The following is a 15730-nucleotide window of genomic DNA, read 5'->3' on the forward strand; positions in this document are numbered from 1 at the left end:
GCAATGCAAATTATATTTAAAAACGATTTCCAATTTTGCTTGACAAAAAAATAACAGTTGATTGAATAAATAAATAATGCAAATGCAATAATTGAAAGGCATTCGAAAATTTCTTTAGATAAACCGAAAAGTTCGTTGAAATTTCGAAGGATAAAATAGAGTAGAAGAGTTGTAAGCAATGCTCCAAATGCATCTAATAAGAAGATGTTTTTTGAGTTTTTTACAAAATTTTGAAATATTGCTTTCATTTGTAATTCTTGTCAATAAGATATGACTATAAAGATTACTGATTTAAAAAGTCCAAAGCCTTTTGCGTGAGATTACATTTTTTTTCATGAAAGAATGCCAAACATTTTTTTAGTTCCATATTATTGTTTGTATTTCCAACAAAAGTAAATTTAGAATCTATTTTGGTAATTTCAATGTTAGTAGTCTTGTAAGCCAGAAAAATATCAATTTTTTCGATATTGTCATAATCGTCAGTTTTGCTCCAAAAACCGCCTCTATGTTCAAAATAGTCTTCTTCTAAAATTAATTTTGGATTGAAATTGTTAATAGCCCATACGAAAGGTAGAGGAATCTTTTTTATACCTACAAAACCTGCGACTAATTTTACATCAAAAATTTTTCGATTAATATGTATAATGTTAGGATTTTTGCCGTCTAAGTCTCTTTTTGAACGACCAAATAAACCTATTTCACTTTCATTAAAAGTTGAGGAGTTTATTTCTGACGGATGAACATAAGTATACATTCCGTAGTAATGCCCAGATATTGACCATCCTTCTGATTTTTTAAGTGTGGTAACTCCAAAATCACCAGCAGGAGATCCGATATGAACAGGGCCGTATTCTGCCATGATTTTAATAGCCTCGTTTCTCACGTCTTTAATTGAATCAGTATTGTCAAAAACAATGTATGTTCCATTTTCAAATAAAACCCAATCTTGAAATTTAGGATTGATGGCAAGTTTTACATTTTCAATTAAAGTCTGGTTCATTTATTATTTACTATTGAAATTTATGAAATAAAAATATTCGCAATACGAAAATATACTATAAATTGGTTAGGAAGATATAAAAGACAAAAAATATTTCCAACCCCAACACCCCAACAAATAAAATCAGATTCCGTATATTTGCGCGACCAATCATTACAATTAATTATGAGCCAGAAAGTATTACTTAATTCAAAAGAAGTTACTATCATACTTCATCGTTTGGCTTGTCAGTTAATCGAAAAACATCTTGATTTTTCAAATACTATTTTAGTGGGAATTCAGCCAAGAGGCGTTTTTTTAGCTGAACGTTTAAAACAAATATTAGAAAACGAATATCAGGTTCCTGAAATTTCTTTGGGTTATCTGGATATTACTTTTTTTAGAGATGATTTCCGTCGTACAGAAAAACCTCTTGAAGCCAATAAAACTCAAATCAATTTTATCGTTGAAGACAAAAAAGTCATTTTTATTGATGACGTTTTGTTTACAGGTCGAAGCATTCGATCTGCGTTAACTGCCATTCAATCTTTCGGAAGACCTTCAGAAATTGAATTATTAGTGTTAATCGACAGACGTTTCAGCCGTCATTTACCAATTCAGCCTGATTATCGCGGTCGTCAGGTAGATGCTATTAATGGCGAAAAAGTGATCGTGAGTTGGAAAGAAAACGACGGCGAAGATGTAGTTCATTTGGTTACCAATTAATATGTTAATCGTTAAAAATTGAAAATATAGTCATGACAGAGAACGAAGAGTTTATTTATGAATCAATTTTTAATCAGGTAAGAATGGGATTTCTTCCTATTGATGAAATTAAAGAAAACATCATGGAAGAAATTGAAGACAACGAATTTGAAGATGAAATTTCTGAAGCTTGGGCTTTCGAAAAAATCGACGAAGAATACCAAAAGTTACTTTCAGAAAGTAAAAATTGGGTAAGTCCAACAGATACTGAAAAGCTTATAAAAGCGTTTGATGAATTATGCGATCAGAATATCATTGCACTTCATAATGCTGGATACACAACAAGTGACGGTGAATATGAAGTGGTTGAGGTAGAGAGAGAGCTTCGAAATAGTGGAATAGAATCTGACGGTTATTGCTTTTACCACGAACAAGATTTGGCCAGAGCTATAATTCTAGAGGATCCAAGTTTGTATATCGCTTTTCAGAAAGTAGATAATTCTGATGCAGATACCACAATTGAAGTTGGAAATAAAGTTGCAGAAGTTCTAAGAAATAATGGTCTTGAAGTAAAGTGGGATGGTTCTGCTAAAAGAAAGCTAGAAATTCCAGGTTTCAGATGGCAGCAAATTTATAATGAAGACGGCAGAGATTTGCAGGATTACAGCGAAGTTGTCGAAAGAATGACTGAATAGAGTAGCTGCTCTTTAAAGAAGCATTGAATGTCGAATATTTTGCCATTCAGAATTTGACAAATTAATATTAAAGAAAGAAAAATGAAAGAATTAAGCGTAGATCATTTATTAGGAATAAAATATATCAATGAGAATGATATTAACCTGATTTTTGAAACGGCAGATCATTTTAAAGAAGTCATTAATAGACCTATTAAAAAAGTTCCTTCATTACGAGATATTACGATTGCCAATATTTTTTTCGAAAACAGTACTAGAACCAAACTCTCTTTCGAATTAGCGCAGAAACGTTTATCTGCTGATGTTATCAGTTTTTCTGCAGCTCAGTCATCGGTTAAAAAAGGAGAGACCCTGATTGATACTGTAAATAATATCCTTTCCATGAAAGTTGACATGGTTGTAATGCGCCACTCCAATCCCGGAGCGGCTTATTTTTTATCTAAAAATGTCAAAGCCAGTATCGTAAACGCAGGAGACGGTGCGCACGAACACCCAACTCAAGCTTTATTGGACAGTTATTCAATCAGAGAAAAATTGGGAGATGTTGCTGGAAAAAAAGTGGTTATTGTTGGAGATATTCTACACTCAAGAGTAGCGCTTTCTAATATATATGCTTTACAAATGCAAGGCGCAGAAGTAAAAGTTTGCGGGCCAAAAACTTTGATTCCGAGATATATCGAATCTTTGGGAGTTACGGTTGAACCAAATCTTCGTAAAGCCTTAGAATGGTGTGACGTTGCGAATATGCTTCGTGTACAAAACGAACGTATGGATGTGAATTTCTTCCCGTCAACTCGTGAATATGCACAGCAATACGGAGTAGATAAACCGCTTTTGGATTCTCTAGGAAAAGAAATCGTAATCATGCACCCAGGACCCATCAATAGAGGAGTAGAAATTACTTCTGAAGTAGCGGACTCTGATCATTCTGTGATTTTGAATCAGGTGGAAAATGGTGTAGCGATTAGAATGGCAGTGATTTATTTATTGGCTTCTAAGATTCAGTAAAATTAGAGTATTCAGTGGTCAGTTTTTTAGTGATCAGTTTTGAAATACTTTGACTTCCTAAGTTGTCAGGCTGAGCGTAGTCGAAGCCTTGTTTGTTGCTCACGTTATGCCCTTCGACTCCGTTCAGGGTGACAATAGCATATAACTGAACACTAAGAAAACTGACCACTGACCACTAAAAAAACTTTCGTACCTTAGCTCTCAGAAAATCAATTTTTATATAAGCCCCATAAAATTAAAAATGAAAGTAGATCAAAAAGGACATACCGTTACGATTAAAGATACTCAAGGAGATGTAAATGCTTTCTTGGAAAAAATAACGCAGCAATTTAAAACCTTTGAAAAACAAAATATTATAATCGATTTGTCATCAGATTCTAATATTTCAGAAAAAGATTTGAAAGCTTTTTTACCCCTTTCGAAAGCTCAGAAAAAAGCAAAAAAATCGTTTGTAATTGTAGCAACTGATCTTGATTTTAACGCTATTTCAGATAAATTGGCTGTGGTTCCTTCTCTTTTGGAAGCGCACGATATTATCGAAATGGAAGAAATTGAAAGAGACCTAGGTTTCTGATTGTAGATTTATGATTTTAGATTTTAGATTTTTTTAAAGCTGAATCTAAAATACTTTTCTCATTCTAAAATCTAAAATCATAAATCTAAAATGAAATTAACTATACTTGGCTGTTACGCCGCAACTCCTAGAACACTTACTAATCCGACTTCGCAGGTTTTAGAGATTAAAAACCGATTGTTTTTAATTGACTGCGGTGAAGGAACTCAGGTTCAGCTTCGAAAGAATAAGATTAAATTCTCAAAAATTAATCACATTTTTATTTCGCATCTTCACGGTGATCATTTGTATGGTTTAATCGGAACGATTTCGACTTTTTCGCTTTTAGGAAGAACAACTGATTTACATGTTTACGGACCAAAAGGAATAAAAGAATTGATTCTGCTTCAATTGAAGTTAACAGAATCTTGGACCACTTATTCTTTATTTTTCCACGAATTAGAATCGAAAGAAAGTGAAGTTATTTTTGAAGATAAAAAGGTAATTGTAAAAACGATTCCGTTAAAACATCGCGTTTACACGAATGGGTTTCTGTTTCAGGAAAAGCCAGATGAGAGAAAGTTAAATGTTGAAGCAGTTCAGCGTTATGATATTCACGTTGCCTATTATCAGAAAATCAAAAATGGAAGCGACATTACGCTTGACGATGGAACTGTGGTTGAAAATGAAAAACTGACTTTTGATCCTCCAGCAACGAAAAGTTATGCTTTCTGTTCTGATACGGTTTATAATGAAGAAATTATTCCTATTATACAGAATACCGATATTTTATATCACGAATCTACGTTTTTAGAATCTGAAGCAAGGTTGGCAGAAAAAACACTGCATTCGACAGCAAAAGAAGCGGCAAATATTGCTTTAAAAGCAAATGTAAAACAGTTAATTTTAGGTCATTATTCAACCCGTTACGACGGAATTGAGACTTTTAAAAGAGAAGCTCTGGAAGTTTTCCCGAATGTTTTATTGGGAGATGATGGGGTTTCGTTTGAGTTTTGATCAAAGAGACAAAGGGACAAAGGAGCAAAGGGTTTAGTTTGTCTGGCTGAGCGGAGTCGAAGCCTTTATTTTAATTTAAAGTCGCTAAGATTCTGAGTTGCTAAGCCGCTAAGAGAGAAGAGCTTTAGTTTGTCTGGCTGAGCGGAGTCGAAGCCCTCGTCTGAAAAATTAAATTCTGGCACACAAGTCCTTCTCCCGAAGTTTCGGGACGCTCAGGATGACAATGCGAGAAAATCTAAAATCTAAAATCAACAATCTAAAATAATAAATCATGAATGATTTAAGCAATTATAGAAAGTCATACGAGAAAAGTGAATTATTAGAAACTAATATTCCTGAAGATCCGATTAATCTTTTTAACCGATGGTTTCACGAGGTGGAAGATTTTGGCGGAAGCGGGGAGGTGAATGCCATGACGGTTTCCACAATCGGTTTAGACGGATTTCCGAAATCTCGTGTTGTTTTATTGAAGAAATTCTCGGAAGAAGGATTTATATTCTACACCAATTATAATTCTGAAAAAGGAAAAGCGATAGAGGCCAATCCAAATATTTGTCTGTCATTTTTTTGGCAGGAAATGGAACGTCAGGTTATTATAAAAGGAATTGCTCAGAAAACTTCTGAGATTATTTCAGATAATTATTTTGATTCTCGTCCAGACGGGAGTAAGTTGGGAGCAATTGTCTCTCACCAAAGTGAAGTGATTCCGTCAAGAACTTTCTTGGAAGAAAATCTTAAAAAACTAGAAGCGCAATTTGACGGAAAATCAATTCCTAGACCCGAAAATTGGGGCGGTTATATTGTGACTCCGCTGCAAGTTGAATTTTGGCAAGGAAGACCAAATAGGCTCCATGACAGAATTCGTTACACAAGCCAATCTGATTTTTCATGGAAAATTGAACGCTTGTCTTCTTAGTTGTAAGAAAATACTTTTTTAAATAAAAATTTAATGCATTTCATCGATTAATTTTGTAGTTTAACGGTAAATTGAATACGTTTGGAACAGATAAAGCAAACGATATTTAATTCAAAGATAAATTTAAAGGATTTGCCCCAACATTTACTTTAAACCGCTAAAATGCTGATGATTATGAAAACGATTATGCGCACCATGTTGTTCATTGCGATTTTAGTCGCAATGAACGCATGTTCTGCTGACACTGCCGAAGCAAGCTTGGATACTACTGCTCCAACAGAAACGCTTGTTGCCAATTACACTTACAACGATACCGAAATAGAAACGATGAAGCTGATAAACGAATACCGTGTGAGTGTTGGTTTGAATGCTTTGGAAAGAGTGAATCATATTTCTTTTAAATGTGAAGAACATAATAAATATATGATTCAAAATAATGTTGTAAATCATAACGATTTTACGGCTAGATCTAGTAATATGACTAGCGTATTGGGAGCTAAGAAAGTAGGAGAGAATGTTGCTTACAATTATAAAACTGCCGAAGCAGCTTTGAGAGCTTGGCTTGATAGTCCAGGACACAAAGAGAATATTGTAGGTGATTTTACCCACTTCGGATTAGCTGTTACGACAGATGCTGCTACAGGAAAAAAATATTATACTAACATTTTTGTTAAGCTATAAAAGTATATTGAACAGGTTGGTTTTTTAGAAGTCGTTGTAATTCTTAGAATTGCAACGACTTTTTAAATTAAAAAAAGCCACCTATTAGGCAGCTTTTTGGGTTGGTTATTTGCAGTTTATTATAATGCTGTGATAATAAATTCACTTCGTCTATTGGCCTGATGCTCTGCTTCAGTACAAGGAACTCCGTCTGAACATTTGTTTACAAGTTCTGTTTCGCCATATCCTTTTCCAGTTAATCGGTTCGGAGCTATTCCGTTTTTAACCAGCCATTGAACTGTTGATTTAGCTCTTCGGTCAGATAAGGCTTCATTATACTGATGTGATGCTCTGCTATCTGTGTGAGAACGGATATCCAGTTTCATTGTTGGATAATCATTTAATACCGCTAAGATTTTTTCAAGATCTAATGCCGCTTCGGTTCTAATATTAGATTTATCCAAATCAAAATAAATCATTTTAATACCAAAGCATTTTCCTAAATCGTCACCCACAGTAACTTTGCAGGTTGCTTTTTCCAGAGCAATAGGAAGGCTGGTTTTACCGCTTGCTTTATCTATGGTAATACTCAGCTCTTTTGTGGTATATTCTGGTTTTTCAGCTCTTACATAATAGGTTTTTCCGCATTCGACAGAAAAACTATAATTGCCTGATGCATCGGCAACAGCAGAATTTTTTAGATTCATCTGGTCATCATACAAAGTGACTTTTGCTCCTGGAAGTGCAACACCAGTGTCTATGTCTGTTATTGTGCCATAAAGTTCTTGAACGCATTTTAGTCTTCTTGTCTCTAAGAATCTATAAATATCATCAGAACCTTGACCTCCGTCTTTATTGGAAGTAAAAAATCCTCTTCTTGTTTCAGGATCAATAATATAAGCGAAATCATCTTTAGGAGAATTCACATCGGCTCCTATATTCTGAATGTTGCTTATTTTTCCATTATTGTCAATATTGGCCACAAAAACATCTAAACCTCCCAAACCTGGATGCCCGTCTGATGAAAAGTAAATCTCGTTTTCGCTCGTCAAATACGGATAGGTTTCTTTTCCTTCTGTATTAATGGTGTTTCCAAGATTTTCGGGTGTGCCGTAGCCTCCATTTGGATTTACATTGACTTTATACAGATCTGACTGCCCAAAAGATCCCGGCATATCGGAAGCAAAATAAAGTGTTTTTTCGTCTGGACTCAAAGCTGGATGCGCCGTACTGTAATTATCGCTGTTGAAAGGAAGTTCGGCAATGTTTGTCCATTTGTTGTCTTTTCCGAGTTCTGCTTTATATAGTTTTACTAAAGTGATTTTGTTGTCATCTTTTCCTTTTTTTCCATCGATGTAATTGTTTCTTGTGAAATAAACTGTTTTTCCATCTTTAGTAAAAACTGGCGAAGCTTCATGGAATTTAGTATTTATAGCCGATTTAAATTTATTGACTTTTGTGGTGCTTCCTGTTGCAGGATCCAGATCGGCATTATAAATATTAGTAAAATATTCTCCTGTCCATTTGTGTTTGCGTTTTGTGAAATTTCCTGTATCTCGTGCAGATGCAAAATAAATTTTATTATTGTAAACAAACGAGCCGTAATCGGAGTATTTGCTGTTTATACCAGCATCTTCTATTTGGTACCTCCCAGAATTTGCTTTAATCTGATCCAGATAGTTTACATCTTCTTTGTAAAGTTTTCCTCTGTTATCATTTTTTGAAATGGCATTAAATTCTTCTAGAAGTTTATTTGCTTTGTTAACATCTCCAGTTGATTTTAAAGACTGAGCGTATCTAAAATAATATTCTGGTTCGACATTGGTGTTCATTGCAAATAATTCGCCATACCATTTGGCAGCATTTTGAAAATCTGAATTGAAATAATAGGCATTTCCCAGTTTCTTAAACATGTCTTCAGACTTGTAGCCTTTATCAGCCACTTTTTCATAAATTTTTATTGCGTCTACGTAGGCATAGCTGTCATATTTTTTATCCGCAGCATTTATTTTTGACTGCTGTGCATGACTGCTAAATGAAAAAGCGCCTATAATTGTAACGAAAAGTAGTGTATAGTTTTTCATGATACCTTATTTTAGAAGAAACGAGGAGTTGTCATTTTGCCTTTATTTGAGAAGAATTCATAACGCAGGAAGATTTCGTGTGATCCTGAATTATAATTATTTAACTTGGTGGTTTCTCTGTCATACCCGTAACCGATATATAGACCCTCGGTAATCTGAAAACCAGCCATAGCACTTACAGAAGCGCTCCATCTATAGGCTGCACCAATCATAAATTTATCATAGAACATAAAATTGGCAGAAAGATCTACTTGAAGTGGTGCGCCTTCAACCATTTTGGTCAAAATTGCGGGTTTAAATTTTACGTACTGATATTTATCAAGATTGAATACATAACCTCCAATTAAATAGTAGTTGATTTTATCTTTATAAATGGCAACATCATTATCATCATATCGGTTGGTTTCAATGAAGTTTGGAACAGACAAACCGATATAAGCTTTGTCGGAGTGCCAGTAAACTCCCGCACCAATATTTGGACTGAATTTGCTATCTAAATCCTGAAATTGGGGATCGCCCTGATTTTCTGGATTTAATTTGTTGATATCTAAATTGAAGATATTTGCAGTTCCTTTTATACCAAATGAAAGTTTAAAATCTGCTGATGTCTGAATGGTATAAGAAAGATCAACTGAGATGTTGTTCTCATTTGTTGGACCAATTTTGTCATTAACAAGCGATGCTCCTATTCCTAAATTGCTGTTGTTTATAGGTGTATTGATTGAAAAACTGCTTGTCTCTGGCGCTCCATCAAGTCCAACCCATTGGGTGCGGTAAAGACCAAATACACTAAAGACTCCACGGGAACCGGCATAGGCAGGATTTATGGTTATTGTATTGTACATGTATTGCGTATACTGTGCATCTTGTTGCGCATAGCCAGAACATGTAACTAACAGAATGACGAAGAAAAATAATTTTGTTCTCATAGTAGATTTTATTAATTTAATAATTACTATTGACTATTTAAATCATTGAATTTCAATGTGTTTGTTCAAAATTAATCAAAATTTTCGGATGATTTTATTTAATACGCTGTAAAAGAATGTTTTACAGCGTATTTTTAATATTTACTGGTTGTTAGATAAATATAAGTATCCGTTTAATTTATGATCTTGAACATTGTTGTTTCCATCTAGAGCTTTATAAGTAATGATATAAAAATAAGTTCCAGTTGGTAGTCCGTCAGATTGCTTAACAGTTGTTCTTCCTCTCGAAGTTCCATCAAAAGCATTTGTTGTATTATTGTAGTTTGTAGTTTCAAAAACTAAGATTCCCCAGCGATTATATATTTCAACAGTATTGCCTGGATAACAAGTTATGTCATCAATATTGTCAATTTTGAAGAAATCATTTATACTGTCTCCGTTTGGAGAGAATGCATTATGAACTACTACATTACCACAAGCTAAGACTCTACAATCATCATTGATTTCCATGTTTAAAACTATGCTTCTTGGACATCTTTCATCGGCTATCACATATTCGAAAGCGTAATTGCCTAATGCTAAACCAAACGGATTAAGAATACCACCTTGTAAGGCATTAGTATTATTTCTATCCTGCCAAACTCCTGTTGTTGGAGTTCCTTCAGGAAGAAGGTTGCTTAAGTTTACCAATGTAGAATCATCGTTACATGCTGTACCGCTAACTTGTATCACACCATTCGGAACTACTATAATGGTTATAATAGCTGAATCACAATTTTCTGGACTTGATTTATCACAGATTGTGTAGTTGTAAGTATAAGTGCCAGCAGGTGTTAAACTCGATACATTTACATTTCCAGCAGCATCAACCGTAATGTTTGGATCTGTTTTAGTATTATTTCCTTCTACAACTAGCGTAAAGTTTACTAATTCTGATGTTACAGCAATTCTTCCTTTTAAATCATTTGCCAATACATTGCCTACTAATCCAAATGTATTACATCCAATATTACTGAAGGTATCATCATTTGCAATAAGAGGAGAGATTATAGTAACAGTCACTATAGCGGTGTCACAGTTTCCGAAATCGGCTTTTTCACAAATTTGATACGTTAATGTATAAGTACCGCCTGCTGTATTTGGCGCAACATTGATAGCTCCGTCAGGGCCTATTGTTATTGAACCCGTTGGGTCAGGAACAGTTGTTGTCAATGTTACATCATTTATATTTACTGCAGTACCGTTTAGTGTATCATTAGTTAAAACATTACCCACACTAGTTTGAGCGGTTGGTGTAATTATTGGTGCAGGAGTATCATCATTGGCAACAATTGCAAATGTTGGTCTTGCAGTACAATAAGGATCTGCCGGTGGATAGCTCAGTGTAATAGTCTCACTCGGATTTACAGAGATGGTTACGTTGGAAGTTGGGCGTAGTTTTTCAAATCCGTCAGCGCCTTGAACCCATCTGTTGTTTTCAAAAATCCATCCTGGCCAGTCAATACCTTTTCCTTGCTCATCGACTACAGCACCTGGCCATAATACACGACCGCTTAATGGAAGGTTTTTCATTGTGGTTACCACATTGTTGTTGCTGTCTGCCCAAGCAATGGTTACGCCATTTACAGGAGTGAAATTTCCTGGTGTCACAACATAATCAACATAAGGAACATCATTTATACATATTGATGTTGCAGTAACAGTCATTACAGGACCTTCAATTGTAATGGTAACAGTGGCAGTATCGCAGTTGTCTGTCTGATCTGCTTCGCAAATTTGGTATACCATTGTTAATGTTCCTACTGGAGCATTTGGCAATACATCAACAGAACCGTCAGTATTTAATTGTAAAAACTCATTTGGTGTTACCGTTGTTATAATAACTTCTGATGCTGTTACCGGATTTCCTTCTAAAGTATCATTTGTCATTACATTTAATACATTGGTTGTAGTAGTATTTACTCCAGCAATTGGACCGGCGCTATCATCATTAGCCACAATGTCTTTGTATTCTTTACAGCTTACACCGAAATCAATATCCAAATGAACTAGATCTTCTGGAGTTACGTTTACTACATATCCGCTGTCTGTTGTGGTTTTACAAACCGTGTGCAATTGCGCTTTACTTGTTTTTCCAGCAATGTTTTTAGCGGACATTGAAGGTATAACTTTTACTAAACCTGTAAAGCCTAAATTAGCAGCCACCGTATCGAAATTTGCATCTCTAACCAATTTTACTGTATATTCTCCGTACGGATTTTCTGTAGTAGGACGCTCTCTCCAGAATCCCGCAATACCTACAATAACTTCTTTATGGTATCCGTTTGGACCATCAACAATTACATTAGGGCTTAGTGCGTTTCCGAAACCTCCAGCGTTTAACTCTCCAACATTTTGAGAACCAGTATAGCTTCCGTCTCCGTTAAGATCGATCCATTCCCATTGGCTGTAATCAACAGCTCCATTTGAGTCTGGAATGTTTTTAGTAACAACACCATCATTATTGGCATCGTACCATTCATCTTGAATGCCATTACTATTGGTGTCATACCAAACATAATCTCCAAGAACAGGAAGTTTTGATGCTCCATATTCAAAATCGTGAGTCTGGATTTTACAATCTTCAAGAGTAGTAAAGAATAAGCTAGAATCAACAGGATACAATTGGTATGCACTATTTAAATTAGCATCTTGCACTTGTACTAAATAATCTCCCGCTGGCATTCCAGAGAAACTGTACATTCCGTCTGCTCCTGTAATATGCATTTGTATTGGACCTGGAGTTGTTCCTTGCGGGATTAACGTAACAGGTACATTTGCAATAGGAGTATTAGTATCTACATTGATAATTTTTCCAGAAATTTTCACAGTATATTCAGGCTGTGTAATTACAACAGTAGCAGTAGCAGAACAAACTTGATTTTCGCCGTTTACTGGTGCTGTTGCAGTTAGAGTATAAGTTCCCGCTGGTAAATTGGTATTGCCAACTACTTCATTTCTTTCATTTGTTATTACAACAGTAGAGCCAGGACTGCTTGTTACAGCGATGCTTCCATCTGTACCTCCAAAACAGCTAGTATTTGTAGGCACTCCGCTAACAGTAACTTTGCTTTCCACTGTAAAGGTTTGAACCAATTCGGTTTTGTTTTCTGCGCAGTCAGTTAAAGTATACGTTCTTGTTAAGATGTATGGTGTTCCATCACAGCCATTTCCTCCGTTGTTTGTGTCGGCAACAGTAATGTTTACAGTTGGACTGCAATTATCGACCGCATCTGTAATATCTGATGGACTTCCTGCAGGTATTGCATCAATAGTAGCCACATTTGTTACACTTTGAGGAGCAGTTCCAGTTGGAGCTGTTTTATCTCTTACGGTAATAACTTGAACGTGAGTAGTAGTATTGCCACCGCAGTCGCTAATTTTCCAAGTACGAGTCAAGGTATAATTAGTAGGACAGTCGTTTTCGATTCCTGATTTTACTTCAGAAAATACTATTGGTAAATTTTCGTTGCAATTATCAGAAACATTCATTTCTGCTGGTTCAGGAACGGCATCACATGATACTTCAATATCTAAAGGAAGGTTTCCAGTAAAGATTGGAGCAGTAGTGTCTTGAATACTAATAACTTGATAGAAAGTTGCCGATGTGTTGCCACAATCGTCTTTTACAGTCCAAGTATTCGTATAAGTTCCTGCGTTTGAACAGCTTTCAGAAGCTACAAACTGACCGCTTACTTTAGTGATGTTTGAAACATCAGCATCGCATAAGTCAGAAGCTATTGGGAACTGAGCCTGAGCTGCAGCAAGTCCTTGAGCATCGCTGCATTCTAAAGTTATATTTAGAGTTCCAGCCAAAGTAGTCCAAGTAGGTGCTGTAGTGTCTTGAATACTAATTACTTGATAGAAAGTTGTTGATGTGTTGCCACAATCGTCTTTTACAGTCCAAGTATTTGTATAAGTTCCTGCATTAGAACAGCTTTCAGAAGCTACAAATTGTCCGCTCACTTTAGTGATGTTTGAAACATCAGCATCGCATAAGTCAGAAGCTATTGGGAATTGAGCCTGAGCTGCAGCAAGTCCTTGAGCATCGCTGCATTCTAAAGTTACATTTAGAGTTCCAGCAAGAGTAGTCCAAGTAGGCGCAGTTGTATCCTGAATAGTAATTACTTGAGTGAAAGTTTCAGAAGTATTTCCACAATCGTCTTTTACAGTCCAAGTATTAGTATATGTTCCAGCGTTTCCGCATCCTTGAGAAGCTACAAATTGTCCACTTATTTTAGTGATGTTAGAAACATCGTTATCACATGCATCAGAAGCAGTTGGGAACTGAGCCTGAGCTGTTGCAAGCCCTTGTGCATCGTTGCATTCTAAAGTTACGTTTAAAGAATTTGCTTGTGTAGTCCAAGTTGGAGCCGTATTATCTTGTACTATTATTGTTTGGCTTACTGGAAGAGAAACATTTCCGCAAGAATCTTTGGCAATCCAAGTTCTTGTTTTAGTGTAAGCTCCAGCACAATTACCTTGTACAATAGTATCTTCATAAGTTAATGAAGCTATAGTTCCATTATTGTCAGTAGCTGTTGCTTCTGCAAAAACGGGTTCTGCCGGACAATTAATAGTTGTAGTTTCAGGCAATGGATTTACAATTGGTTTAACTGAATCTCCATCCAAAATAGTAAATGATTCAGAAAGTGTACATCCATTTGCATCAGTAATAAGAACAGTATAATTTCCAGCGGCAAGATTATTTGCAGTTGCAGTTGTTTGCACAGGAACTGTATTCCAAGAATAGCTATATTGAGCAGTTCCTCCTGAAACAGTTACTGTTGCAGATCCATTATTTCCTGCACCACAGGTAACATCTGTCTGACTTTTTACTGCGCTTAAAGCATTTTGTGGTTGTGTAATTGTAACAGAACATTTTGTTGTATATCCTAACTTGTCTGTAACGGTTACACTGTGTAAACCAGCAGTTAGAGCAATTGCTTGTGCAGTAGTTTCACCATTATCCCAAGCATAGGTATAGTCTCCGTTACCGCCTACAGCTGTTACTGTTGCTTTACCTGTATTGCCACCAAAACATTTTACAGCACTGTCTTGAGAAATACTGCAAGAAAGTACATTAGGTTCTGTAATAACTATGGTACATTGGGTAGTACATCCATTTGCATCTTTTACTGTTACACTATGTGTTCCAGCATTTAATGCTACAGCTTTTTGAGTGGTTTCGCCATTATCCCATAAGTAAGTGTAGCTAGGTGTGCCGCCAATTGCAGTTACAGTTGCTTCACCATTACTTAATCCATTTGCAGTTACTGGTTTATTTTGTACCACTGAGCATGATAATGCTGAACCTGGTTGCGTAATAGTTATGGAAAGCGGTGCTGCAGTACATCCGTTAGCATCTTTCACAGTTACAGTATAAGTTCCCGCAGCAAGATTCGTTCTGTCTTCAGGATCGTTTGTTCCTGCAAGATCAGCCCAGTCGTAAGTGTAAGGGCCAACTCCACCAGATGCTGTAATGTTGATTGCGCCTGTTGCGGCTCCAAAACACAATACATCAGTCTGAGAAGTTTTAGCTACAGCTACAGCAGAAGCAGGCTGAGTGATTTTAACAGCAAGCGGTGCAGAAGAACATCCATTCGCGTCTTTCACCGTTACAGTATAAGTTCCCGCAACAAGATTAGTTCTGTCTTCAGGATCGTTTGTTCCGGCAAGATCAGCCCAGTCGTAAGTGTAAGGCCCAACTCCGCCAGATGCTGTAATGTTGATTGCGCCTGTTGCGGCTCCAAAACACAATACATCAGTCTGAGAAGTTTTAGCCACAGCTACAGCAGAAGCAGGCTGCGTAATAGTTATGGAAACCGGTGCAGAAGCACATCCGTTTGCGTCTTTTACCGTTACAGTGTAAGTCCCAGCAGCAAGATTAGTTCTGTCTTCAGGATCGTTTGTCCCAGCAAGATCAGCCCAGTCGTAAGTGTAAGGCCCAACTCCTCCAGAAGCACTTATGTTGATGGCGCCTGTTGCAGCTCCGAAACACAATACATCAGTTTGAGAAGTTTTAGCCACAGCGACAGCAGAAGCAGGCTCCGTAATAGTTATTGCAAGCGGTGCAGAAGAACATCCGTTTGCATCTTTCACCGTTACAGTATAAGTTCCAGCAGCAAGATTAGATCTGTCTTCC

11 protein-coding genes are annotated in these 15730 nt (G+C 36.2%); 7 read left to right on the forward strand and 4 right to left on the reverse strand.

Annotated features, from left to right (window positions below):
* Nucleotides 1–283: 283 nt before the first annotated feature.
* Nucleotides 284–1000, reverse strand: coding sequence for a hypothetical protein (locus tag ACWA1F_RS20885; RefSeq protein WP_456896586.1), 717 nt, complete (start codon nucleotides 998–1000; stop codon nucleotides 284–286).
* 165 nt (nucleotides 1001–1165) lie between these two features.
* Here ACWA1F_RS20885 and pyrR point away from each other — a divergent pair, with 165 nt between their 5' ends.
* From pyrR to ACWA1F_RS20920, 7 genes are all read left to right on the forward strand, one after another.
* A complete protein-coding gene (gene pyrR, locus ACWA1F_RS20890; protein ID WP_144219125.1) occupies nucleotides 1166–1705 on the forward strand; it encodes a bifunctional pyr operon transcriptional regulator/uracil phosphoribosyltransferase PyrR in 540 nt (179 codons plus the stop codon).
* 32 nt (nucleotides 1706–1737) lie between these two features.
* The gene (locus tag ACWA1F_RS20895; protein WP_456896588.1) at nucleotides 1738–2379 is read left to right on the forward strand and encodes a DUF6891 domain-containing protein; all 642 of its coding nucleotides are present in this window, start codon (nucleotides 1738–1740) and stop codon (nucleotides 2377–2379) included.
* 81 nt (nucleotides 2380–2460) lie between these two features.
* Nucleotides 2461–3387 (forward strand): aspartate carbamoyltransferase catalytic subunit, encoded by a 927-nt coding sequence (locus ACWA1F_RS20900; protein WP_057120673.1) that lies wholly within the window; start codon nucleotides 2461–2463, stop codon nucleotides 3385–3387.
* 241 nt (nucleotides 3388–3628) lie between these two features.
* Nucleotides 3629–3961, forward strand: a complete 333-nt coding sequence (locus ACWA1F_RS20905; RefSeq protein WP_456896591.1) for a ribonuclease Z — start codon at nucleotides 3629–3631, stop codon at nucleotides 3959–3961.
* A 90-nt stretch (nucleotides 3962–4051) separates the two neighbouring features.
* Nucleotides 4052–4957, forward strand: coding sequence for a ribonuclease Z (locus ACWA1F_RS20910; protein ID WP_456896593.1), 906 nt, complete (start codon nucleotides 4052–4054; stop codon nucleotides 4955–4957).
* A 271-nt stretch (nucleotides 4958–5228) separates the two neighbouring features.
* A complete protein-coding gene (gene pdxH, locus ACWA1F_RS20915) occupies nucleotides 5229–5873 on the forward strand; it encodes a pyridoxamine 5'-phosphate oxidase (protein WP_456896595.1) in 645 nt (214 codons plus the stop codon).
* Between the two features lie 174 nt (nucleotides 5874–6047).
* Nucleotides 6048–6554: a CAP domain-containing protein gene (locus ACWA1F_RS20920; RefSeq protein WP_456896597.1), complete on the forward strand. Its 507-nt coding sequence runs from the start codon at nucleotides 6048–6050 to the stop codon at nucleotides 6552–6554.
* A 119-nt stretch (nucleotides 6555–6673) separates the two neighbouring features.
* Here the strand turns inward: ACWA1F_RS20920 and ACWA1F_RS20925 are convergent, their stop codons facing one another.
* The 3 genes from ACWA1F_RS20925 to ACWA1F_RS20935 all read right to left on the reverse strand — a co-directional run.
* On the reverse strand, nucleotides 6674–8617 hold the full coding sequence (locus ACWA1F_RS20925) for an OmpA family protein (protein WP_456896599.1): 1944 nt from the start codon (nucleotides 8615–8617) through the stop codon (nucleotides 6674–6676).
* Nucleotides 8618–8628: 11 nt separating this feature from the next.
* Complete coding sequence (locus ACWA1F_RS20930) at nucleotides 8629–9546, reverse strand: PorP/SprF family type IX secretion system membrane protein (protein ID WP_456896601.1); 918 nt, start codon at nucleotides 9544–9546, stop codon at nucleotides 8629–8631.
* Nucleotides 9547–9687: 141 nt separating this feature from the next.
* Nucleotides 9688–15730, reverse strand: a 6043-nt coding sequence (locus tag ACWA1F_RS20935; protein WP_456896603.1) for a T9SS type B sorting domain-containing protein, incomplete at its 5' end; no start/stop codon positions are given.

This window comes from Flavobacterium erigeronis (assembly GCF_054075165.1).